The sequence below is a fragment of the Gammaproteobacteria bacterium genome (assembly GCA_016716465.1).
Taxonomy (GTDB): Bacteria; Pseudomonadota; Gammaproteobacteria; order SZUA-140; family SZUA-140; genus JADJWH01.
Genome location: JADJWH010000001.1, coordinates 513,003 through 535,973 on the forward strand (window position 1 = coordinate 513,003; position 22,971 = coordinate 535,973).

22 protein-coding genes are annotated in these 22,971 nt (G+C 64.3%); 15 read left to right on the top strand and 7 right to left on the bottom strand.

What is annotated here, in order from left to right; genetic code table 11:
- The first annotated feature begins 42 nt into the window (after positions 1 to 42).
- From IPM20_02400 to IPM20_02420, 5 genes are all read left to right on the top strand, one after another.
- Positions 43 to 630 (top strand): DedA family protein, encoded by a 588-nt coding sequence (locus IPM20_02400; GenBank protein ID MBK9130483.1) that lies wholly within the window; start codon positions 43 to 45, stop codon positions 628 to 630.
- A gap of 50 nt (positions 631 to 680) precedes the next feature.
- The gene (gene mgtA / locus IPM20_02405; GenBank protein MBK9130484.1) at positions 681 to 3,206 is read left to right on the top strand and encodes a magnesium-translocating P-type ATPase; all 2,526 of its coding nucleotides are present in this window, start codon (positions 681 to 683) and stop codon (positions 3,204 to 3,206) included.
- A gap of 50 nt (positions 3,207 to 3,256) precedes the next feature.
- Positions 3,257 to 3,619: a CidA/LrgA family protein gene (locus tag IPM20_02410; GenBank protein ID MBK9130485.1), complete on the top strand. Its 363-nt coding sequence runs from the start codon at positions 3,257 to 3,259 to the stop codon at positions 3,617 to 3,619.
- Positions 3,616 to 4,347, top strand: a complete 732-nt coding sequence (locus tag IPM20_02415; protein ID MBK9130486.1) for an LrgB family protein — start codon at positions 3,616 to 3,618, stop codon at positions 4,345 to 4,347. Before IPM20_02410 ends, IPM20_02415 begins: the two co-directional genes overlap by 4 nt.
- 141 nt (positions 4,348 to 4,488) lie before the next feature.
- Positions 4,489 to 5,223 carry a carbonic anhydrase family protein gene (locus IPM20_02420; GenBank protein ID MBK9130487.1) on the top strand — a complete coding sequence of 245 codons (735 nt, stop codon included), beginning with the start codon at positions 4,489 to 4,491 and terminating at the stop codon, positions 5,221 to 5,223.
- 69 nt (positions 5,224 to 5,292) lie between these two features.
- Here IPM20_02420 and IPM20_02425 read toward each other — a convergent pair whose 3' ends face one another.
- Together IPM20_02425 and IPM20_02430 are read right to left on the bottom strand one after the other, a co-directional pair.
- On the bottom strand, positions 5,293 to 5,844 hold the full coding sequence (locus IPM20_02425; protein MBK9130488.1) for a response regulator: 552 nt from the start codon (positions 5,842 to 5,844) through the stop codon (positions 5,293 to 5,295).
- Complete coding sequence (locus tag IPM20_02430; GenBank protein ID MBK9130489.1) at positions 5,837 to 7,114, bottom strand: HAMP domain-containing histidine kinase; 1,278 nt, start codon at positions 7,112 to 7,114, stop codon at positions 5,837 to 5,839. Before IPM20_02430 ends, IPM20_02425 begins: the two co-directional genes overlap by 8 nt.
- Before the next feature lie 125 nt (positions 7,115 to 7,239).
- On the opposite strand from IPM20_02430, the gene IPM20_02435 reads away from it, so the two are divergent.
- Together IPM20_02435 and IPM20_02440 are read left to right on the top strand one after the other, a co-directional pair.
- Positions 7,240 to 8,088 (top strand): 23S rRNA (adenine(2030)-N(6))-methyltransferase RlmJ, encoded by an 849-nt coding sequence (locus tag IPM20_02435; GenBank protein ID MBK9130490.1) that lies wholly within the window; start codon positions 7,240 to 7,242, stop codon positions 8,086 to 8,088.
- A 146-nt stretch (positions 8,089 to 8,234) separates the two neighbouring features.
- Positions 8,235 to 8,636 (top strand): hypothetical protein, encoded by a 402-nt coding sequence (locus IPM20_02440; GenBank protein ID MBK9130491.1) that lies wholly within the window; start codon positions 8,235 to 8,237, stop codon positions 8,634 to 8,636.
- Between the two features lie 59 nt (positions 8,637 to 8,695).
- On the opposite strand, the gene IPM20_02445 is transcribed toward IPM20_02440, so the two are convergent.
- The gene (locus IPM20_02445) at positions 8,696 to 8,902 is read right to left on the bottom strand and encodes a DUF2061 domain-containing protein (GenBank protein ID MBK9130492.1); all 207 of its coding nucleotides are present in this window, start codon (positions 8,900 to 8,902) and stop codon (positions 8,696 to 8,698) included.
- Between the two features lie 436 nt (positions 8,903 to 9,338).
- Between IPM20_02445 and IPM20_02450 the strand changes: the two genes are divergently transcribed.
- The 3 genes from IPM20_02450 to IPM20_02460 all read left to right on the top strand — a co-directional run bounded on the left by IPM20_02450 (position 9,339) and on the right by IPM20_02460 (position 11,152).
- Positions 9,339 to 10,094, top strand: a complete 756-nt coding sequence (locus IPM20_02450) for a glutaminyl-peptide cyclotransferase (GenBank protein ID MBK9130493.1) — start codon at positions 9,339 to 9,341, stop codon at positions 10,092 to 10,094.
- Between the two features lie 96 nt (positions 10,095 to 10,190).
- Positions 10,191 to 10,547 (top strand): DMT family protein, encoded by a 357-nt coding sequence (locus IPM20_02455; GenBank protein ID MBK9130494.1) that lies wholly within the window; start codon positions 10,191 to 10,193, stop codon positions 10,545 to 10,547.
- 140 nt (positions 10,548 to 10,687) lie between these two features.
- Positions 10,688 to 11,152: a peptidylprolyl isomerase gene (locus tag IPM20_02460; protein MBK9130495.1), complete on the top strand. Its 465-nt coding sequence runs from the start codon at positions 10,688 to 10,690 to the stop codon at positions 11,150 to 11,152.
- On the opposite strand, the gene IPM20_02465 is transcribed toward IPM20_02460, so the two are convergent.
- A complete protein-coding gene (locus IPM20_02465) occupies positions 11,149 to 14,697 on the bottom strand; it encodes a DUF1631 family protein (protein MBK9130496.1) in 3,549 nt (1,182 codons plus the stop codon). The genes IPM20_02460 and IPM20_02465 overlap by 4 nt on opposite strands.
- Positions 14,698 to 15,016: 319 nt before the next feature.
- On the opposite strand from IPM20_02465, the gene IPM20_02470 reads away from it, so the two are divergent.
- Positions 15,017 to 15,241: a hypothetical protein gene (locus IPM20_02470; protein ID MBK9130497.1), complete on the top strand. Its 225-nt coding sequence runs from the start codon at positions 15,017 to 15,019 to the stop codon at positions 15,239 to 15,241.
- Between the two features lie 49 nt (positions 15,242 to 15,290).
- Here the strand turns inward: IPM20_02470 and rrtA are convergent, their stop codons facing one another.
- The 3 genes from rrtA to map form a co-directional block, all read right to left on the bottom strand.
- Positions 15,291 to 15,908, bottom strand: a complete 618-nt coding sequence (rrtA, locus tag IPM20_02475; GenBank protein ID MBK9130498.1) for a rhombosortase — start codon at positions 15,906 to 15,908, stop codon at positions 15,291 to 15,293.
- Positions 15,898 to 18,528: a [protein-PII] uridylyltransferase gene (gene glnD, locus IPM20_02480; protein ID MBK9130499.1), complete on the bottom strand. Its 2,631-nt coding sequence runs from the start codon at positions 18,526 to 18,528 to the stop codon at positions 15,898 to 15,900. Before glnD ends, rrtA begins: the two co-directional genes overlap by 11 nt.
- Before the next feature lie 62 nt (positions 18,529 to 18,590).
- The gene (map, locus tag IPM20_02485; GenBank protein ID MBK9130500.1) at positions 18,591 to 19,358 is read right to left on the bottom strand and encodes a type I methionyl aminopeptidase; all 768 of its coding nucleotides are present in this window, start codon (positions 19,356 to 19,358) and stop codon (positions 18,591 to 18,593) included.
- A 426-nt stretch (positions 19,359 to 19,784) separates the two neighbouring features.
- Between map and rpsB the strand changes: the two genes are divergently transcribed.
- Genes rpsB through frr form a run of 4 tightly spaced genes read left to right on the top strand, consistent with a single transcriptional unit; the run spans position 19,785 to position 22,939 of the window.
- Positions 19,785 to 20,702, top strand: coding sequence for a 30S ribosomal protein S2 (rpsB, locus tag IPM20_02490; protein MBK9130501.1), 918 nt, complete (start codon positions 19,785 to 19,787; stop codon positions 20,700 to 20,702).
- A gap of 46 nt (positions 20,703 to 20,748) precedes the next feature.
- Complete coding sequence (locus IPM20_02495; GenBank protein MBK9130502.1) at positions 20,749 to 21,636, top strand: elongation factor Ts; 888 nt, start codon at positions 20,749 to 20,751, stop codon at positions 21,634 to 21,636.
- 3 nt (positions 21,637 to 21,639) lie between these two features.
- Positions 21,640 to 22,371, top strand: a complete 732-nt coding sequence (gene pyrH, locus IPM20_02500; GenBank protein ID MBK9130503.1) for a UMP kinase — start codon at positions 21,640 to 21,642, stop codon at positions 22,369 to 22,371.
- A gap of 10 nt (positions 22,372 to 22,381) precedes the next feature.
- Positions 22,382 to 22,939, top strand: a complete 558-nt coding sequence (gene frr, locus IPM20_02505) for a ribosome recycling factor (GenBank protein ID MBK9130504.1) — start codon at positions 22,382 to 22,384, stop codon at positions 22,937 to 22,939.
- The last annotated feature ends 32 nt before the right edge of the window (positions 22,940 to 22,971 follow it).

The following is a 22,971-nucleotide window of genomic DNA, read 5'->3' on the forward strand; positions in this document are numbered from 1 at the left end:
ATGCCCGCCGCCGTCACCGAACCCGCTGAAGCGCCTGACCCGATGATCCCGGCCGCGCTCGAAGGCATCATCCAGCATTACGGCTACCTCGCCGTTTTCATCGGTACATTTCTCGAAGGGGAGACGGTGCTGCTGCTGGCCGGGTTCCTTGCCCATCGCGGCTATCTGGATCTGACCGGGGTCTGGCTCGCCGCCTTTCTGGGTACCTTCTGCGGTGACCAGCTGTTTTTTTACCTGGGGCGTTTTCGCGGCGCGGAATTCATCGAGCGTCGACCGGCCTGGCGTGCGAAATCACGCCGCGTATTCGAGCTGCTGCACCGGCACCAGACCTGGGTCATACTCGGATTCCGTTTTGTCTACGGCTTCCGCACCATCACTCCCCTGATCATCGGCGCCAGCCGGGTGGCCCCGTTGCGGTTTCTCGTGATGAACGCCCTCGGGGCGGCGCTGTGGGCCGCGGCCCTCGGCGCGCTCGGCTACCTGGTCGGACATTCGATGGAAATGGTGCTGGGCGAGTTGAAGCGCTACGAATTGCTCATAGCGGCCGGCATCGCCGCGGTCGGCATGGTGGTCTGGGCGGCATATCTGCGCCGGCAGATCGTAAAGAGGGTGGATAAATCGTCACGCTGAATCCACAGTCCGCGCCGCAGGCGTACTGGAGCCGGCCGGTCGCGGATCTGATGCGTGAGCTGCGCAGCGGTCCCGGTGGCCTCGGTTCCGCGGAGGCGCGTATGCGCCTGGAGCAATGTGGACCGAACGAACTGGTCGAGCGCCGGCGCGACGGCCTTGGCCGCCTGTTGCTCGATCGTTTCCGCAGTCCCTTGCTGCTCATCCTGATCTTCGCGGCGCTGGTGTCCGTCGTGGTGCACGAATGGGTCGATGCCATGGTTGTGCTCGGCATCGTCTTGATCAGCGCGGTGTTGAGTACACTGCAGGAGCATCGCGCCTCAAACGCTGTTGATCGGTTGCGGAGTCGCGTCACCCTGGCTGCAACGGTGTTGCGTGACGGTGCGGAACGGTCTGTCGCCAGCGTCGAGATCGTACCCGGCGACGTTGTCGTATTGTCGGCCGGATGCCTCGTGCCGGCGGACGGAGTCCTGCTCGCGGCGAAAGATTTCTTTCTCAGCCAATCTCTGCTGACCGGCGAGACATTCCCGGTGGAGAAGCAGCCGGGAACCGCGCCCGTGGAAGCGGAGCCAGCCGCGCGCGGGAATTGTGTGTTCAAGGGCACATCGGTGCGCAGTGGCACGGCGACGGCGCTCATCATCGCCACCGGCAGGGAGACCCTATTCGGCCGTATCGGCGGCGCCTTGCTGGCACCGCCGCCGGAGACCGCGTTCGAGCGTGGTCTGCGCCGATTCGGCGGACTTCTCCTGCATATCATGATCTTCGTCGTGCTGGGGGTTCTGGCCGCCAACATACTGTTGCAGCGGCCGACAATCGACACCCTGCTGTTTGCGATTGCGCTCGCGGTCGGGTTGTCGCCCGAACTTTTACCGGCGATTCTGGCCATAACGCTGGCGCGTGGCGCCCAGGCAATGGCGCGGCAGGGCGTAATCGTAAAGCGCCCCAACGCAATCGAGAACCTCGGCAGCATGGATGTCCTTTGTACCGACAAGACCGGAACGCTGACCGAAGGGGTGGTGCGCCTGCATCGGGTCGAGGATGTCGATGGTCGAGCTGATGATGCCATACTGCGGCTCGCGTATCTCAACTCCAGCCAGCAGACCGGCCTTGTGAATCCCCTCGATGAAGCTGTCGTGAGGGAAGGGTGCGCCGCCAGCCTGCGCACTGACGGAGTGAGAAAACTGGATGAGATTCCATATGATTTCGTGCGCAAGCGCCTGAGCATCGTAATCGGTGACGGAGACCGGGCCGGGCCGCTCATGATCACCAAGGGCGCCCTCGACAACGTGCTGGAGGTGTCCGGCCGGGTGCGCCGCAACGGCCGTGCCGAGCCGTTGGACGATACCCTGCGGGTACTGATACGCCAGCGCTTCGAAGATTGGAGCTCCCAGGGCTATCGCGTGCTCGGCTTGGCCTCGCGCACCCTCCCGGCGCGAACAGCCTACCGTCGCGAGGACGAGAGGGAAATGACATTCGAGGGCTATCTGCTGTTTTTCGATCCGCCGAAGGACGGCGTACGCCGGACGCTGGAGGGATTGCGCCATCTGGGCGTGGAAATCAAATTGATTACCGGCGACAACGGATTCATCGCGCGGCACGTCGCGGAATCGGTGGGACTTGAATCGCCCCGAATCGTCACGGGCGGCGAGTTGACGATGATGAAGGATGAGGCCCTGTGGCACCTGGTCCGGCAGGTGGCGGTCTTCGCCGAGGTCGATCCGAACCAGAAGGAGAAACTGATCCGGGCCTTGCAGAAGTCTGGCCGCGTGGTCGGCTATCTTGGCGACGGTATCAACGATGCCCCGGCGCTGCACGCTGCCGACGTGGGCATCTCTGTCGACGGAGCGACTGACGTTGCCAAGGAGGCCGCCGACTTCGTCTTGCTCGAACATGATCTCGACGTGGTGCGGCGCGGCGTCGAGGAGGGACGCCGGACCTTCGCCAATACGATTAAATACGTGTTCATCACCACCAGCGCCAACTTCGGTAATATGATCAGCATGGCTGCCGCCTCGTTTTTCCTGCCGTTCCTTCCGCTGCTCGCAACGCAGGTGCTGCTCAACAATTTTCTGTCTGACATCCCCGCCGTCGGCATCGCCAGCGACAACGTGGATCGGGGATGGAAGCGCACGCCTCATCGGTGGGATCTGGGGCTGTTGCGCAATTTCATGATCACGTTCGGACTGATCAGCACGGCGTTCGATCTGCTGACCTTCGGAGTGCTGTGGCTGCTGGTCGGCGATCAGCCGGAACTGTTCCGGACCGGGTGGTTTGTCGAGTCGCTGGTCACCGAACTGTTCATCGTATTCGTGATCCGCACCTACAGGCCGCTCCATCGCAGCCGTCCGGGTCGCTTGCTGGTATGGAGCACGCTGCCGGTCGCCGCGCTGACCCTGATCCTGCCCTATATTCCCCCCGGGGCGCTGTTCGGGCTCAAGCCGCTTCCCGCCGGGGTGCTCACGGCCGTGCTGGTCATTTCTCTGGCGTATTTTCTGGCATCGGAGTTGACGAAGCGGGGATTCTACCGGCATTTCAGCCTGTCCGGTCGCGGTCCGTCCCCGCACGGCCGGGCGGCATAATATCGGGTGTCCGCGCTGGGACGCGGGATCATGGGTGCGAGGGTGACACGATGGATTTCCTGACCGGTATCACGATTCTGGTGCTCTATCAATTGATCGGCGAGGCGATCGCGCTGGTGCTGAAACTCCCGATCCCGGGGCCGGTGATCGGCATGGCCCTGCTGTTTCTGACCCTGATGATCCGGGGCGGCGCGCCGGCGCCTCTGGAGGGGACCGCGGGCGCGCTGCTCGGGCACCTGTCGCTGTTGTTCGTGCCGGCGGGCGTGGGTGTCCTGGTGCACTTCCGGCGCATCGGCGCGGAATGGATGTCGATCGGCGTGGCGCTTGTGCTCAGTACGCTGATCACACTGGCGGTGACGGCGCTGGTCATGCGCCTGATGATGCGCAAGTCCGTGCGCGGAGGGACACCGTGATGCGCTCCGACCTCTCCGATATCTGGGTCTATCTGGCGGCCTCGCCGCTGCTGGGACTGACCGTGACCCTGGTGGCCTATCTCGCCGCGTGGCACCTGTATCAGCGCGCCGGTTCGAATCCCCTGCTCAATCCGGTGGCGGTCGCGGTGAGCCTGCTAATCATTTTCCTGCTCGCCACCGGGTTGCCCTACAGCAGTTATTTCGCGGGCGCCCAGTTCGTCCACTTCCTGCTCGGACCCGCGACGGTGGCGCTGGCCGTACCGCTCTACCGTCAGTTGCCCAGATTGCGTACGCTGTGGCTGCCGGTCTGCGTGGCGGTGCTCGCCGGCGTCTGTTCCGCCGCCCTCAGCGCCGCGGTGATCGCGCGCCTGCTCGGCGCGACGCCGGTCACCGCATTGTCGCTCGCGCCGAAGTCGGTGACCGCGCCGGTCGCGATGGGGATCTCGGAACGGATCGGGGGCTTGCCCTCGCTGACCGCGGTGCTCGTGGTGATGACGGGCATCCTCGGCGCGGTGCTGGGCGGCAAGGTGTTCGACCTGCTGCGCATCCGCGACGACGGGATCCGCGGTGTTGCCATGGGTACGACCTCGCACGGCATCGGTACCGCGCGCGCCTTTCAGATCAGCGGCGAGATGGGCGCCTTCTCCGGTCTGGCGATGGCGCTGACGGCGTTGGGGAGTTCGCTCGTACTGCCGTGGCTCGTCAGGATCGTCACGCGATTCCTCTGAGGCGTATCCGGTTACCCCGCGTATCGTGGGTTTCCTGAGCGGGACGGTAAGGATTTTCCGGCTCCGTCGCGCCGGTTTCTTCATTGCAGGCGACCTGCTAGGATCACACTTTTTCCATAATTAAAAAAATGGAGGGTGTTGATGAAGCGCGTAGCGATTGTTTCCGGAATCCTGTTTGTCGTCGGTGCGGCCTGGGCCGATGACAAGGCGCATTGGAGTTACTCCGGCCATGGTGGGCCGGAGGAGTGGGGGGGATTGAAGCCGGAATTCAGCCTGTGCGGTTCCGGAAAAAACCAGACGCCGATCGATCTCGACGGAATGATCGAGGCCGACCTGCCGGCCATCACATTCGATTATCAGGCCGCCGGTGACGAGGTGATCAACAACGGGCATACGATCCAGGTCAATTTCGGGGCCGGCAGCAGCATTACCGTGGACGGGCAGCAGTTCCTGCTCAAGCAGTTCCACTTCCACGCCCCGAGCGAAAACCATATCCAGGGCAAGTCCTATGCCCTCGAAGGGCATCTGGTGCACGCCGACAAGGACGGCAATCTGGCGGTGGTGGCGGTGATGTTCGAGCCGGGCGCGGCCAACGAGGTGATCGGCCAGGCCTGGAAGGTCATGCCGGAGAAGGCCGGCGACAAGTCGGCGCTGGGCGTGAACGTGTCGGCGGAAGGCCTGTTGCCGGCGCAGCGTGATTACTATCGCTTCAATGGCTCGCTGACCACGCCGCCATGCTCCGAGGGCGTGCGCTGGCTGGTGATGAAAGCAGCGATGACGGCGTCGGCCGATCAGATCGAGCAGTTCTCGCACGTCATGCACCATCCCACCAACCGGCCGCTGCAGCCGGTGTTCGCGCGACCGGTCCTGCAATAGGCGGGGGCTCGTCAGGCCCGGCGCGGCCGCGCCGGGCCGCATTCCCGCGCCACCCCCGGAACGGGCGGGTTATTTCCTCACCGGGTGTTTATTGAGCTTGCGCTGCAGCGTGCGACGGTGCATGCCCAGGCTGCGCGCGGTGGCGGAGATGTTGCCGCCATGTTCCTGCAGGACCTGCTGCAGGTATTCCCATTCCAGGCGTTCGGGCGAAGGCCGCTGTGCCATCACCGGGGCTGCGCCACTGGGGGCATCACCCGTGTTCTCGCGCAGTGCGGCGAGGATGTCTTCCACCCCGGCGGGTTTGGTGAGGTAGTGGACGGCGCCCAGCTTGATCGCCTCGACGGCGGTCGCGATGCTGGCGTATCCGGTCAGTATCACGATGCGGATGGCGGGGTTGAGGATGGTCAGGCTCCGGATCAGCGTCAGACCGGAGGGGCCGGGCATGCGCAGGTCGATCAGCGCATGGTCGGGCGGATTGTCCCGGGCCAGGACGAGCGCGCTTTCCGCATCGTGGCTGACGTCGACGCGATAACCGTGACGCGCCAGGGCTTCGGCGAGGACCTCGCAGAAGATCTCGTCGTCGTCGACCAGCAGCAGGCGCGGGACCGCGGCGTCATTCATGCGAATCCACCCGGATGCGATCGAGCGGGAGGCTCAGGTGCACGCAGGCGCCGCCGCTGCCGCGGTTGTGCAGATCCAGGCTGCCGCCGTAGCGCTTGACCGTCGCGAGCGCCAGGTACAGGCCGAGTCCCTGACCGCGATCCTTGGTGGTGAAGAAGGCCTGGCCGGCGCGCGCGAGATCCTCGGGGCGGAAGCCGGGGCCGCGATCGCAGACCTTGATCCGCAGCGTCTTCTCGTCCCAGCCCGCCACCAGCTCGACCGCGGCGGGTGAGGCGTCGGCGGCGTTGTCGAGGAGATTGTGCAGGGCCTGGCCCAGCGTCCGGTCCATGACGACCCACGGACCCGCCGCCGAGCCGTTTTCCCAGTCGATGGCGCACTGGACTTCCGGGCGGCGTTGCCGCCATTCCCCGATCAAGGTGTCGAGGCATGCGCGCAACTGCTGCCGGCGGCCGGATTCCGCGCGCGCCTCTCCGGCCTGTTCGGTCAGGCTCGACAAGACCTGCTTGCAGCGGTCGATCTGGCCGCGCACGATGGCCAGTCGCCGGCCCAGGCGGGCATCGTCCGCGCAGTCCCGCGCCATCTCATCGGTCACCACCGCCATGGTGGCGAGGGGCGTTCCCAGTTCATGGGCGGCACCCGCCGCCAGTGTGCCCAGCGCCAGCAGGCGTTCGTCGCGCAGCGCCTGTTCGCGCGCGTGCGCGAGCCGCTGCTGGTGTTCACGCAGGGCGATTCCCATCCGGGTCACGAAATAGGCGATCAGCAGCGCGCTCAGGACGAATCCCAGCCACATGCCGACGACATGCATGTGGAATCCGTGTGCGCTGGGTTGCGGCAAGGGGCGGTAGAACAGCATCAGCAGGCTGTAGACGCCGATCACGAGCGTGGCGGCGGCGTAGCTGTAGCGTTGCGGGAGCGCTGCCGCCGACACGGTGAGCGGGATCAGCAACAGGAACGAAAACGGATTGGTGGCGCCGCCGCTGAGGTAGAGCAGGACGCCGAAGGCGGCGATGTCCATAACCAGCTGGACGTACAGCTCGCGTTCGCGCACCGGCGACGGGCGACGCAGGCGCCATGCCGTGTACAGATTGAGCAGTACGTGCGCCAGCACGACGGCGCTCATGGCGGGCACCGGGAGGCCGATGGCCAGCACCATCGTGGCGACGATCAGCGCGGCGAGTTCCCCTGCGTTGAGAACGGCGCGCAGCAATACCAGGCGTTGCAGGTTCAGACGCGTGGAGGAGGCGGAAAATGCGGGCAGGGACGCGTGCATGGCGGGCGCGTATCGTGGTCAGGCGGGCTGACTATAGCACAGCGCCCCGCGCGCCGCCCGGACTGCGGCATTTTGTCGCAGGGCGGTTGGTGGGGCGCGCCGCCTTCCTGCTATCATGCGCCGTCATGCTGAGCTATCGCCATGCCTTTCACGCAGGAAACTTCGCCGACGTGCTGAAGCATCTGGTCCTGGACCGGATCCTCGTCCATCTGGCGAAGAAGGACAAGCCGTTCCTGTGCCTGGACACGCACGCCGGCGCCGGCGGCTATTCCCTGACCGGAGAATACGCCCGCAAGAACGCGGAGTTCGAGGGCGGTATCGGCCGGCTCTGGGAACGCAACGATCTGCCCCCCGAGATCGCGGAATATCTCGCCGCGGTGCGGCAGTTCAATGTCACCGACCGGCTGCAGGCCTACCCGGGGTCACCGTATTTCGCGCGCCGCCGGTTGCGCGCCGGTGACCGGCTCGTATTGTGTGAACTGCATCCGGCTGAGCTGGAACGGCTGAAATCCTTCTCCCGCCAGGACCGGAGGATCAAGGTGGTGCGTGGCGACGGCTTCCACGAATGTATCGCCCTCATGCCTCCACACGAGCGGCGCGGACTGGTCCTGATCGATCCGTCCTACGAGATCAAGACGGATTATCGCCAGGCGGTCGAGACCCTGGCGGGCGCCTGCCGCCGGTTCGAGACCGGCGTCTTCGCCCTCTGGTACCCGGTGATCGAACGGCGCAGGATCGATGCCCTGGAGCAGGCACTCGGACAAAGCGGGATCCCGCGTATCCGCCTGTTCGAGCTTGGCGTCGAACCCGATGCCCGGGCGCGGGGCATGACCGCGAGCGGCATGATCGTGATCAACCCGCCTTGGACGCTGGCCGGCGAGATGGAGAGGGCGCTGCCGTATCTCGCCGACGCGCTCGGTCGCGACGGCGGCGGTCACTACCGCATGTACGAACTGTCCGGCGAGCAGGGGTGATGATCCGCGGGCATAAGCGTATTTTAAGCGCGTCGGCCTATTCTGGCCGGGGAGTCTCGCCGGGTCGGGTACTCGTTGAACCGTCCTGACCCGGGCACGAGGCGGTGGATCAGTACTTGCTAATCTGAAAATCAAAGGAGGGACGTATGATAACCAGAGTATTGCGGGTATCCGCTTTATCCGCGGCCCTGCTGTGCGTGGCCGCGCCGATCCTTGCCGAGGATCAGGATCGCGCGCAGGACAGGGACCGGATGGAAAACCGGGACATGGATCAGGAACGCATCTACGGCAGCCAGCTGATGACTCCCGCGGAACGTGACGAGTACCGCGAACGGCTGCGCGCCGCCACGACGGCGGAAGAGCGCGACCGCATCCGCGCGGAGCATCACGAACAAATGAAATCGCGTGCGAAGGAGCGTGGCGTCTCCCTGCCGGACGAGCCGAGAGACTGGGACGGGTCCGGTGCGGGGCACGGTATGGGCCCGGGCATGCATCCCGATGGCATGGGTTCAGGCGGCATGGGTTCGGGCGGCGGGAAGAATCGCTGACGCCATTTTCCGCAGCGACGCGGCGGCGATCGGGTTGGCGCCGCCGCGTCATGTTTGAGTCAGCACAGCACCTGGTCCAGCGGGCGGCGCGTCCGCCGCGTCTCTATCCTGCGCCAGATGCGTTCATGGAAGTAAAATCCCACCGTGTTCACCGCCGGCTCGACCAGCGCCACGGCCCCCCCGATCACGATGTCGCCGGTCAGGACATACGCCACCGTGAAGGCGATCGAGAAATGCAGGACGGCGAATGTGAATGTCTTGGTCATGGTTCGCTCCACGCATTGGTTCATGAGATAGATAATAATCATTCTCAGAAATGATTGAAGTCGATTTATTCTAAGCACATGATAGGGCGCAGCTATCGGCGCGGAATTGACGCGGTGTGAGGGAAGCCAGCTCATCTGCGTGGGGCGTGGATGCGGAAGAGCAGTGGGGAAATACGACCGGGCGGGACACCTCGAGAGTGGCCGTCCCTGGCAGTACCCCTCCTGACGCCTAACATAGCCCCATCGGTCCAGATCCACCATAATACTTTCGGGTGGAGTCCTGGAAAGTGGGGAGAGGGGGATCGATGCATTCGAACAGGATCAACCGCGCGGGCGGTTTCATTCGATGATCCCGCGGACGCCGGTGTGGCGCCGCCCGACGTCGCGCCGTGCCATGACGCTGACACTTGCGCTGTGCGTCATCCTGTTTGCCGGCATGAACGGCGGCGAACGGGCGAACGCCTCCGCCGGGGCGGGCCCCGCGCCCCAGTACGACTACCGCATCGTGCGCGTCTACCCGCATGACCGGGATGCGTTCACGCAAGGCCTGGTGTACCTGAACGGGGAGCTGTACGAGAGTACCGGGCTCAACGGCGCCTCTTCGGTCCTCCGGGTCGATCTCCGGACCGGCCGCATCCTGCAGCGCCTGGAACTGGACGGGAAGTACTTCGGTGAGGGACTGGCGGCCTGGGGTCCAAACCTGATCCTGCTTACGCTGCGGTCGAACATCGGTTTCGTCTATGACCGCGCCAGCCTGCGTCAGCGCCAGACCTTTACCTACGCCGGTGAGGGCTGGGGACTGACGCACGACGGCGTCCGCCTGATCATGAGTGACGGATCCTCCGTCCTGCGTTTTCTCAACCCCTGGACCTTCCAGGAGCAGGGGGTGCTCCCGGTGCGCGACGGCGGCCGGGAGGTCGCCGGGCTGAACGAACTGGAATTCGTGAATGGGGAGATCTTCGCCAATGTCTGGCCGACCGACAGGATCGTGCGCATCGCGGCCGCGACTGGCGCGGTGACCGGCTGGGTCGACCTGTCCGGCCTGCTCGCGCCGGTGGACAAGGTCGCCCCCGGCAGCGTGCTGAACGGGATTGCCTATGACGCGGCGAACGATCGCCTGTTCGTGACCGGGAAGCGCTGGCCGCGGCTGTTCGAGATCAAGCTGGTGCCGCGCGGGGCAACGCAGCCCTGAATCTGTATCCCGGGACGATGCGTTGAGGTATCTTGGTGACGCGATCCTGGCCCCGTACCACCAATCCGATCACCACTCCGACAGGCAGATGATACGATGAATGCGTTCTGGATGGCGACCCTGTTGCTGTGCTGCAGCAATGTGTTCATGACCTTTGCCTGGTACGGGCACCTGAAGAACCTGCCGCATCAGCCCTGGCTGGTCGCCGCGCTGGTCAGTTGGGGCATCGCCCTGTTCGAGTATCTGCTGCAGGTGCCGGCCAATCGGATCGGCCATCAGGTGATGTCGGTCGGGCAGTTGAAGATCCTGCAGGAGATCATTACGTTGACGGTGTTCGTGCCATTCGCCCTGTTCTATATGAAGGAAAAGCTGACGCTCGATTATCTGTGGGCCGGGCTTTGCCTGCTGGGAGCGGTGTTTTTCCTGTTCCGCGCCCGGATGTTCGGGGCCTGAGGCCGCGCTCGCGGCCGGTTGCGCCGTCCGCGGTTGCAGTTCCCGGCGGATCATGCGAAGGTTGTACCCACGCTATACGCGGTAGGCGTCCCGGATCCGTCCGCGGGAGGCCTGTTTTACTACGATTCCTGGAGAGATCGATGCAGATACAAGATAATTGCGTAGTGTCCATCCATTACACACTGACCAACGAGGAGGGTGAGGAACTGGATTCCTCGGCGGGTCAGGATCCCCTGGTATACCTCCACGGAGCCGGCAATATCATCCCGGGTCTGGAAAGCGCCCTGACCGGCGGCAGCGTGGGCGACAAGCTCGAGGTCACGGTGGCGCCCGAGCACGGCTACGGCGCAGTCGATCCGGATCTGATCCGCAAGGTGCCGCGTGAGGCCTTCGCCGGGGTAGAGCGGGTGGAGCCCGGCATGCAGTTTCAGACCCAGAGTCCGACCGGGCAGGTCATGCGCGTGACGGTCAAGGAGAGCAACGACCAGGACGTGCTGATCGACGCCAATCACCCGCTTGCCGGTCAGACCCTGTTTTTCAGCGTCACGGTTGAGGAAGTGCGTTCAGCCACGGAAGAGGAACTGGCCCACGGCCACGCCCATTAGGGGGCGCCCGTCTGGCCGGTGAAATCCAGCAGGCGGCGCGGTTTGTCGATGACATAGCCCTGCGCGTAATCCACGCCGATCTCGCGCAGCAGGTTCAGGATGGTCTCGTTCTCGACGTATTCGGCGATGATCTTTTTGCCCATGAAGTGGCCGATTTCGCTGATCGATTTCACGACGGCGTAATCGCTCGGATTGCGGTCCATCTCCTTGACGAAGGCGCCGTCGATCTTCAGGAAATCGACCGGGAGGCGTTTCAGGTAAGAGTAAGAGGAGAGTCCGCTGCCGAAATCGTCGAGCGCGAATGTGCAGCCGCTCTTCTTCATCTCCAGGATGAATTCCGCCGCGTCGCTCAGGTTGTCGATCCCGGCCGTTTCAGTGACCTCGAAGCAGACCCGATCCATCGGCGCGCCGCTGCGCTGCATTTCGGTCAGGATGAAATCCTTGAAGGACTCGTCACTGAGCGAGCGTCCCGACAGATTGATGGCGAGCCCGCCCAGCGCGTCGAGCTTGTCCCGGTTCTGCGCCATCCAGTCGAATGCGGTACGGATGACCCAGCGATCGATCGCGGGCATGCGATGGTAATGCTCCGCCGCCAGGATGAGTTCCTGCGGGGAGATGGGATTGCCATCCTCATCGGTGACGCCGAGCAGGACCTCGACATGATGCGGCGGCTGGTCACCATCTTCCGAGATCGGGACGATGCTCTGAAAACGCAGGTCCAGGTCGTCTTCTTCCAGCGCCTTGTCGATGCGCGCCACCCATTTCATCGAACGCTGCTCGTTGTGCAGCAGGGTGTCGTCGGGTCGGTGGATCTGGATCCGGTTCACCCCCTGCTGTTTCGCGGCGCGGCAGGAGGACTCCGTCGCCTGGAGTATCTGTGTCGCGCTCGAGCAGGTGCCGTCGATCTGGGCAAGCCCGATGCCGAATGAGATCGAGAATTTCTTGTCCGACCACTGGAAGCGGTAGTTCCGGATGCGATCGATCTGTTCCTCGGCGATGCGGCTCGCCTCCGAGGTGGAACAGTTCTCGAGCAGGAGGCAGAATTCATCGGCGCCGATGCGGCCGGCGGTCGCTTCCACGCCCGTCATTCCGCCTTTCAGCAGTTCGCCGATCTCGAGCAGGAGCTTGTCGCCCGCGTCGTAGCCGCAGGTCGTGTTGATCACGCTGAACTGGTCGATGTCGATGTAGAGCAGGGCGTGCACCGCGGTGCCCAGCCGGGCATTCTCGATCTGTTCCTGCAGCAGTCGCTCGAACTCACGCCGGTTGTACAGCCCGGTCAGCTGATCGTGGGTGGTCTCGAACAGCAACTGGTGGTGCAGGTTCTGCAGCATGGAGTACTGGGCCCGGTCCATCGCCGGCTCGTCGGCGCTGTCGAGTATGACTGCAGCGCCTTCATGGAGCTGGCGCGCCAACTGGCCGACCTCCAGGGTCTTCTCCAGCAGTCCGCGCAGATTGACGAACACGTAGCGGTCGCGATTTCGCGATACCCAGGCGAGGCGGAGGCGCTGCGGGTCGGATCCTTCCGCGGCGAACAGGACCCAACTGCCGACCTTCAGCCGGAGCACACGCTTGCGCCACTCCAGAAGCTTCCCGTCCTCCGGGCCGGTGGGCTCGTCCCGGGTCTCCGTTTCTTGCGAATCAGGCCGGATCTGCTCGTTTTCGCAGGCCCGGATCACGTCGTTTACGTTGTCCGAATAGGCCGAATCCTGGATCTGCACCAGCATGTTGAGTTTCTTGAGCACCTTGGAAAAGACGTCGGGGTCGACGTCGATCTCCTCGGCGATCCGGTTCAGAAGCCCGTTCACCTGATTCTGGATGGCGTTGCCGCCGGTCTGTCCGTCTCCATAGAGTTCGAGCTGGGAGATCTTGTTCACCACCTGGCGTGCGACGTGGGATTTGTCCACGAATATGGAATCGTCGTGGATTGCCTGTTTCAGCAGCGGGATCTCGAGTCGCTGTAACCAGGCGCGCACGCCATTCTCCAGCAGCATGTCCTTGAACATCGATTCGAAGACATTCCCCGCCACGTACATGATTCCACTTTCACGGCCGCCGATGCGCTTGTCGCCGTCGCCGAAGGCGCCGCGTTCATTGATCAGCGAAAGGATTTTCGAGTGGTACGCCGGGACGGGCGCGCCCGCCGCCGGCGTTTCACCGCGCCGCGCCTGCAGCTGCGAGAGGGCGGAGAGGACCTCCTCGGCGGAATAGACCTTGTTGCCCGAAGCGGCGGCGGTCGGCGCCGTATCGTTGGCGACACTGTTCATTTCCAGGTCGAAGCTGTCCATTACGCCGTCGTGGTGACCGTACTGGCGGCGCAGTGAGAATATGTCGCGCACGATGCCGTACAGGTCCCGGTCGTCCTCATTCGCGCGTCCGGCTTCACCGCGCGGTCCCTTCATGCGCGGTGATTCCTGCGCGGGCGCCGCCGGCTTGTCGGCGCGGCCCCGACGTCCGGCGGCAGGTTCCACGCGCTTCCTGGCGATTCCGACCCCGATCCTGATCTCAGGCAGCACACCGTTCTCGACGAGGAAGGCATTCATCCGCGCGAGCAGATCGCCCAACTGTTCGAGCAGAGGACCCTTGAACGAGCCATAGCAGGTCTGGCTGGCGAAGCGGTTAAGTTCCAGCGTCTTGAGGGCGCGCTGGAACGCCAGTGCGAAGGCATAGGGGCCGAACGGATTGTTTTCCCGCTCGATGACGACGCCATACAGGAGGCTCAGACGCTGTTCGAGCGCACCGATCTCACTCTGTTGGCGCGATTCGACGAAATTGGCGATGTCCGAGACCGCGAGCCAGTCGTCGAGCACATCTTCCTCGACCAGGGAGAGCTTGGTTTGCGTCTTGTCGGCGTCGGGGTTCGCGGCCGCGGCTCCGGGAATGCCGTCGAACCGTTCCAGGCAGGCGGTGCCGAAACTTTCCTGCAGGATGTCGTGGGACGCGTTCAGGATTCCGAGCGCATCGAAATACGAGTTCTGTTCGATGCCGTTCCGCGCATGGTCCGCGGAATCGAACAGCTGGCCGCCGGCCTGTGAGATGAAGCTCTCCATCAGCGGATGAATGATCTCGCGCGCCATCGCGCGGCAGCCATCCAGCAGTTGGCGGCGGGTGGCGGCATCCGGCGCGCCGGCTGTCGTCGTATCGGTGGAATTCCCCGTCGGTTCCCGCGCCTGCTGTCGGCTGATGGCGAAATCGATCAGCAGCTGCAGGGTGTTGAGGTCCGGATTGATCAGCATGACGCCGGCGCTTTCACCATCGGTGCGGACGACGCGGGCGCGGAAGCGCAGGATATTCTGGTGTGCGTCACCGGGTACGGCGCAGCGGATATCCACCTGTTCGCCGACCTGGGGCAGGAGATGTCTGGAGGTATCCTGCCGGTACTGGAGCAGCATGCCGCCCGGGCAAAGGTCGCGGATCACGCAGTGGTGCTGCGGCGCGCCGCGCAGCGTCGCGCAGACGGCGTCGATCTGCGTCCGATGACGCTGAAAATGACGCTTCTCGGCGCCGTCGTCCGCGCGTGAAACCTGATGTGTGCCTGCTGCCGCCATAGGAATAATCGTTCGGTCTTCTCCCCTCGGTACAGGCTATCGGCGTTGCTCCGATATTGTTGAATCAGTTCGCATTGTTACGGGCCGTGTGTGCCGGGCCGGGAGTACGGGGTCCGGGTATCGTGCAGATCGATGGGAGATGGATATAATATAACTATTTGAAAATTAAATAATTAATATTAATTTCCTGAGGGTGGCCTGAGCCCGGATGGACATCGAGGGGCGGGATTCCTACAATCACGCCGGTCGGTGAGCGGAAACGTTCCGCGACGCGGCGATGAGTGCGGCCTGTAAATATGTCCATGACAAGGAGACAGACATGAAAATCACGGCGGGTGTATCGGCGATACTGTTGGCCCTGGGGCTCGGATTGGCGGGTTGCGGCAGCGACCACGATATGGACGATGAATCCGGGGACAGCATGGAGAACAGTTCCGATGCCATGATGAACCGCGCGGACGACACCGGACACGCGGGCGATTCCGACGACATGATGAGTCAGGATGCGGCGCCCGAGGGATCCGCGCCGGCCGAAGGCCAGTAAGCGTCTGTCGGCTTGTCCCCGCCGCCCGGATCGAAGGGTGGCGGGAGGGTCAGGATGCCGGTCTTTGTTGGCGTCGGGCGCGGAGCAGGAGCAGCCCGGCCGCGACGAGGCCGGTGATCGCCCCGTAGAGATGTGAATCCACCAGCACGCTGCCGCCGGCGAGGTTTGCGGAGCCGGGCAGCGCGCCGTGCAGTTGTTCCCACGTCAGTTTGGCGATGAGCAACCCGAGCAGGGCCAGCTCCGCCCGATATCCCGCCGCGAGGCTTGCCACGGCGCCGGCCACGAACAGGCCGTGCAGCACCCCGGACAGGCCGACATACCAGTGCACGCCGGGCTGCAAGGCCAGCAGGCCGAGACTGATCCCGAGCATGCAGAACACCGTGACGGCGCACCACTGCCGCGTGGTGTAGAACCGTCCGAACAGCATCCAGATGAGGGCCAGACCGGCCAGGTTCATGGCCAGGTGTCCCCATCCCAGGTGCGCGATGTGCGCGGACAACAACCGCCAGACCTGGCCGGCGAGTATCGCCGTCCGGTCGTAACGCAGCCACGCGCGCAGCTCCGTGCCGCCGACCGCCACGGCGATCGCCAGCAGCGCCAGCGAGAGCGGCACCGCGTGGCGAACGACGAACGCGGACAAACCGGACGCGCCGGACTCAGTGTTCATCGAGATGGCGGACGAGGGAGGCGCGCAGGGCGTCGAGCTGCGCCGCGTCGTCGAGCGGACCGTTGTCCCTGCCGGTGATGAAGAACACGTCCTCGACGCGTTCGCCGAAGGTTGCGATCTTCGCATTCAACAAGCGGACCCCGCATTCCACGAAGGCCTGCCCCACGCGCGCGAGCAGGCCGGGCCGGTCGACGGTGGTGAGCTCCGCGATCGTGTAGCGGTGATGTGGGTCGGCGCTGAACGTCACCTGCGTGGGTATGGAAAAGTGGCGCAACTGGCGCGCGGCGCGGCGCGAGGTGCGTGCCGCGCGGATGTCCCCGCGCGCGATGCGGCCGCGGATCGCATCGGCGATTTCGTGGAGGCCGTGCGGGTCGCGGATCGTGTTGCCGTTCTCGTCGAGCACGATGTAGGTATCGAGCGTGAAGCCGTTGCTCGTGGTGATGATGCGGGCATTGAGGATATTGAGCCCGAGCTGGTCGAGCGCGCTGGTGGTCATGGCGAACAGGTGGTTCTGGTCGCGGGCATAGAGGAAGATCTCGGTGCCGCCGCGGCCGGTTTCCTCGCGGACGCGGATCAGCGGCAGATCCTCCGGCCGGCTGCCCAGGATCAGACGCATCTGCCACGCGATCTCGTCGGGTGAATGGCGCAGGAAATATTCCTCGCCGATCTCGCTCCACACGGTCTTGACGCGTTCCGTGTCGGCGTCCCCGAGCAGTGCGAGGGCGGCGGTACGGGTCTCCGCGATCAGTTCATCCTTGTTCACCGGGGAGTTCGGTCCGCGCTCCAGGATGTCCCGGGTCGAACTGTACAGGTCGATCAGCAGCGCATCCTTCCAGCCGTTCCACAGCGTGGGATTCGTGCCGCGGATATCCGCCACCGTGAGCAGATAGAGATATTCGAGGTGGGTCGTGTCGCCCACCTTGCGCGCGAACTCGGCCAGCACGTCCGGGTCGCTGATGTCCTTGTGCTGGGCCGTGCTCGACATGATCAGGTGGTTGCGCACCAGCCACGCAACGAGGTGGGCGTCGTAATCGCTGAGGCCGTGGTGGCGGCAGAAGCCGAAGGCATCGCTGGCGCCCAGCTCGGAGTGGTCGCCGCCGCGTCCCTTGGCGATGTCGTGGAACAGCGCGCCTAGGTAGAGCAGTTCCGGCTTCGGGATGCGCTTCATGATACGGCTGCAGAGCGGGAACTCCTGCTCGTAGGCCGCCACCGTGAAGCGGCGCAGGTTGCGCAGCACGTGCAGGGTGTGATCATCCACTGTGTAGACGTGGAACAGGTCATACTGCATCTGGCCGACGATCGCGCCGAACGCCGGAAAATAGGCCGCCAGGATGCCGTATCGGTTCATCCGGCGCAGTTCGTGGGTGACGCCACTCGGCTGGCGCAGGATCTCCATGAACAGGCTGCGGCAACGCAGATCGTTGCGGAAGCGGTCGTCGATCAGGTACCGGTGATCGCGCAGCAGGCGGATGGTCGCCGCACGCACGCCCTTGAGTTCACGATTCTGTTCCAGCAGCAGGAAGATCTCCAGCAGCGCGAAGGGATAGCGCTTGAACACGCCGGCATCGCTGACCTCGATGAAACCGTTGCAGGACTGGAATCGCTTGTTGATGCCGACGATCTCCATCGGCGCGCCGGCGTGCAGGATGACTTCCTGGAACAACTGCAGCAGCATCTCGTTGAGCCGGCTCAGCCCGGTGATGGTGCGGTAGTAGTCCTTCATGAAGTTCTCGACCGCGAGGCGGTGGTCGTCCTGGTAGCCGAACTGCGCGGCCAGAGTGCGCTGGTAGTCGAACAGCAGGCGATTCTCGTTGCGTCCGGTGAGCAGGTGCAGGGCGTAGCGCACCTTCCAGAGGAATTCCTGGCCCCGGATGAGCTCGTCGTATTCGCGGCGGGTGAGGAAGTCACGGGCGATCAGCCCTTCCAGCGTGTCGGTCTTGAAGTGCCGCTTCGCCACCCAGGCGATGGTCTGGATGTCGCGCAGCCCGCCCGGGCCCTCCTTCACATTGGGTTCGAGGTTGTAGGCGGTGCCGTGGTACTTGCGGTGGCGCGCCAGCTGCTCATGCCATTTGGCCTCGAAGAAGGCGCGCGCCGGCCACATATGCTCCGGCCCGGTCAGCCGGCACATGTTCCGGAACAGCCCGTCGTCGCCGGCGAGCAGGCGCGCCTCCATCAGGTTGGTGGCGACGCTGATGTCCTGCCCCGCTTCCTCGACGCATTGCGCCACGGTACGCACGCTGTGGCCGACCTCGAGGCCGATGTCCCACAGGAAGGCGAGGAATTTTTCCAGGCTTTCCTGGCGCGCGGCCTGCGATTCCGGCTCCAGCAGCATGAGCAGGTCGATGTCGGAACTGGGGTGCAGCTCGTGGCGACCATAGCCGCCGACCGCCACCAGGGCGATGCCGCCCTCCCGCGGCGGAATGAAGCGATGCCAGGCCCGCACCAGCAGTTCGTCCACGAACCAGACCCGCTGGCGCACCAGCTCCGTGACCGCGACCCCCTTCGCGAAGCGTTCCGCCAGTGCCTCGTCGACCGACTGCAAGGTATGCCGGAACAACTGCACCGGCGTCGAGGTGCTCGACAGCGCGCGGTCGAAGGACCCGGTGAAGAACAGCTGCATATCGGTAAGGGTCATGGTGGCAATACGGGATCAGGCGGGGAGAAGGACGCGACGGCGGCGCCTCAAAGCGGATCGTCCGGCAGGCGGGTCAGCACTTCATGGCCGTCGGCGGTGACCAGGATGGTGTGTTCCCACTGGGCCGACAGGCTGCGGTCCTTGGTGATCACCGTCCACTGGTCGGGCATCAGCTTCACATGGCGCTTGCCGGCGTTCACCATCGGCTCGATGGTGAAGATCATGCCGGGTTCGATCTCGAGTCCGGTGCCGGGCGTGCCGTAGTGCAGCACCTGGGGCTCCTCGTGGAAGTTGCGCCCGATGCCGTGGCCGCAGTATTCGCGCACCACCGACATGTTGTTCGACTCGGCGTGATGCTGGATCGCGAAACCGATGTCGCCCAGCCGCACGCCCGGTCGGACCATCTCGATGCCGATGCAGAGGCATTCGTAGCTGATCTGGGTGACGCGGCGCGCGATGATCGACGGCTCGCCGACGAAGAACATCTTGCTGGTGTCGCCGTGATAGCCGTCCTTCAGCACGGTAATGTCGAGGTTGACGATGTCGCCGTTCTTGAGCACCTTGTCGCCGGGGATGCCGTGGCAGACCTGGTGATTGACCGAGGTGCAGATTGACCTGGGGAAGCCGTGGTAGTTCAGCGGCGCCGGGATGGCGTCCTGCGCCTGCGTGATGTAGTCGTGGCAGATCTCGTCGAGCCTGCCCGTGGTGACGCCGGGCACGACATGGGGGCGGATCATGCGCAGCACCTCGGCCGCGAGACGGCCGGCGGTGCGCATCTTCTCGATCTCTTCCCCGGTCTTGATGTGCACACTCATGGCCGCGTCCCCGCCGGCCGGACGCTCCGGGCGGGGTATGCCTGACCGTCGGAGTGGGGATTGCGCGGACGCCCGCCGGGGATTCCGTGATACATGACTGTTATACCTGAAGATTCTTTCATAGCTGGGGATGGTACCGTGGATCGCGACAAATATACAGCGCCCGTTCATGCCGTGGGCCGGCCCGCACGCCGGATTTGTGCTGTTCTCCCGGATGTGGTATAAAGCGCGCGCAACATACTCTATATAAAGTACATTTCAGTACGTATAATACGTGGCTTTCAGCCCCGCCCGAGCGGGGATGAAGGACTCAGATTGTCAGGCTGAAATTCACACACATGCCGCGTACATGTATCTGGGTGCCCGCACAGCGGGTGGATATGTGGGGTATGTGGAGGATCAACCCATTAATAGGAGTGTAGTTACATGGCAAACGTCACCATGCGCCAGATGCTGGAAGCTGGCGTGCATTTCGGACATCAGAGTCGTTACTGGAATCCCAAGATGGCCCCGTACATCTACGGGGAACGCAGCAAGATCCACATCATCAACCTGGAGCACACGCTCCCGCTGTTCAACGACGCGATGAATTTCCTCGGCCGCCTGGCGTCCAACCGCGGCAAGATCCTGTTCGTCGGCACCAAGCGCGCCGCGCGCGACGTGATTCAGGAAGAGGCCGCGCGCTGCGGCATGCCGTTCGTCAACCAGCGCTGGATGGGCGGCATGCTCACCAACTTCAAGACGGTCAAGCAGTCGATCAAGCGCCTGAAGGATCTCGAGGCGCTGTTCGAGGAAGGCGGCGGGCATGAGCGCATCAGCAAGAAGGAAGGCCTCACGCGCCGGCGCGAACTGGAGAAGCTCGAGCGCAACCTGGGCGGCATCAAGGATATGGCCGGTCTTCCCGACGCGCTGTTCGTGATCGATGTCGGACACGAGAAGATCGCCGTCAGCGAGGCCGCGAAGCTCGGCATCCCGGTGGTGGCGGTGGTCGATACCAACGGCAATCCGATCGGTGTCGATTATCCGATCCCCGGCAACGATGACGCCATTCGCGCCATCAAGCTGTACCTCGGTTCGGCATCCGCCGCGATCATGGAAGGTCGTGCCGCCGCCCTGCATACGCAGGGTGAGTCCGATGAATTCGTCGAGGTGGATGAGAGCGGCGCGCCGTCCCAGACCAAGGCTCCCGCCAAGAAGGCCGCCAAGAAGGTCGCGGTCAAGCGCAAGGGCGCGGCCCGCGATGGGGACGGTGAGGGCGGGGAAGAGTCCGTGACGGCTCCCAAGTCCCGTGCGCGCAAGAAGAAGACCGACGCCGTCGAGGGCGAGGAACAGTCGATCGCCTGAGCGTGAGCGGTTCGCCGCACGATCAACAGACATACGAGGTTGCAAGATGGAAATCACAGCAGCACAGGTCAAGGAGTTGCGCGAGCGCACCGGCTCCGGACTGATGGAATGCAAGAAGGCCCTGGTCGAAACCCGGGGCGACGTGGAAGCCGCCATCGACCTGATGCGCAAGCAGGGTCTGGTCAAGGCCGGCAAGAAGTCCGGCCGCATCGCTGCCGATGGCCGCATCGTCATGCACGTCGCCGCGGACGGCAAGCTGGGCGCGATGCTCGAGATCAACAGCGAAACGGATTTCGTGGCCAAGGGCGATGATTTCAACGCCTTCGCGGAACAGTCGCTGCAGCGCGCCGTGGCCGCCCGGGCGCAGGACGTCGATCAGCTGCTCGCCCTGCCGTATGCGGCGGGCGGCGAGGCCACGGTCGACACCGCGCGCAAGGAACTGATCGCCAAGATCGGCGAGAACATCAACCTGCGCCGTCTGGTGCAGTACCAGGCGAAGGGCGGCATCGTCGGCGGTTATATGCACGGCATCCGCATCGGCGTACTGGTCGAGCTGGAGGGCGGTGACGCTGCGCTGGCCAAGGACATCGCCATGCACATCGCCGCCAGCCGTCCGGTCGCCGTGTCCGAGCAGGAGGTTTCGGCGGACGTGATCGCGAAGGAAAAGGAAATCTTCAGCGCGCAGGCGGCCGAGAGCGGCAAACCGGCGGAGATCATCGAGAAGATGGTGCAGGGCCGCATCAAGAAGTTCCTCGCCGAGGTGACCCTGGTCGGACAGCCGTTCGTGAAGGATCCCGAGACCACGGTCGGCAAGCTGCTTGAGAAGGCGAAGGCGCGCGTGGTGCGCTTCCAGCGCTTCGAGGTCGGCGAGGGCATCGAGAAGGCCACGACCGATTTCGCCGCTGAAGTGATGGCGCAGGTTCGCGGGGGCTGACGGATGCCCTCGCGACCGGATTCCGGGCAACCTCTCTACGGCCGCATCCTGCTCAAGCTGAGCGGCGAGGCCCTGATGGGCGAGGATGACTACGGCATCAACACCGCCGTGATCAACCGCATCGCCGTGGAGGTGAAGGATCTGATCGATCACGGCATCCAGGTCGCCCTGGTGATCGGCGGCGGCAACATCTTTCGCGGCATCCAGCTTGCCCAGGGCGGGCTGGATCGCGTCACCGGCGATCACATGGGCATGCTGGCGACCGTCATCAACGCGCTGGCGATCCAGGACGCGCTGGAAAAGCACGGCATGTTCGCCCGCGTGATGTCGGCGATCCAGATCCACCAGATCTGCGAGGACTACATCCGCCGCCGCGCCATTCGCCACCTGGAGAAGGGGCGCGTGGTGGTGTTCGCCGCCGGTACCGGTAATCCGTTCTTCACCACCGATTCCGCCGCCAGCCTGCGCGGCATCGAGATCGGCGCCAACGCGGTGCTCAAGGCGACCAAGGTCGACGGCGTCTACTCGGCCGATCCCCACAAGCATGCCAACGCCGAGTTCTACCCCCGCCTGACCTACGACGACGTGCTGCACCGCAAGCTGGACGTGATGGACGCGACCGCCATCGTGCTGTGCCGCGACAACCGCATGCCGCTGCGCGTCTTCAACATCAACAAGCCCGGCGCGCTGCGTCGCGTGGTCATGGAAGGGAACGAAGGAACGGTCGTCGAATAAGGAGCGAAGGATGATCACCGATATCAGGAAAGACGCGGAATCCCGCATGCGCAAGTCCATCGAATCGCTCAAGCAGGAATTTTCCAAGGTTCGCACCGGACGCGCGCATACCAGTCTCCTGGACCACATCCGGGTGTCGTATTACGGCAACGAGATGCCGCTGAACCAGGTGGCCACGGTCGCCGCCGCCGACGCGCGCATGCTCACCATCACGCCGTGGGAGAAGGCCATGGTGCCGGTGGTGGAGAAGGCGATCACGGCTTCCAACCTGGGACTCAATCCGTCCACCGCAGGCAGTGTGATCCGCGTGGTCCTGCCACCGCTGACCGAGGAACGGCGCCGCGATTTCGTCAAGGTCGTGAAGGGCGAGGCGGAAGGCGCGCGGGTGGCCATCCGCAACGTGCGCCGCGACGCGAACAACGACCTCAAGGATCTGCTCAAGGAGAAGGAAATCACCGAAGACGAGGAGCGTCGCGGACAGGAGGAGATCCAGGCCTTGACCGACAAGTACGTCGGCGAGGTGGAGAAGCTGCTGCAGGAAAAGGAAGCCGAGCTGATGGAGGTTTAGCGCCCCCACGCCCGCCGCTGAAAGCTACGGGA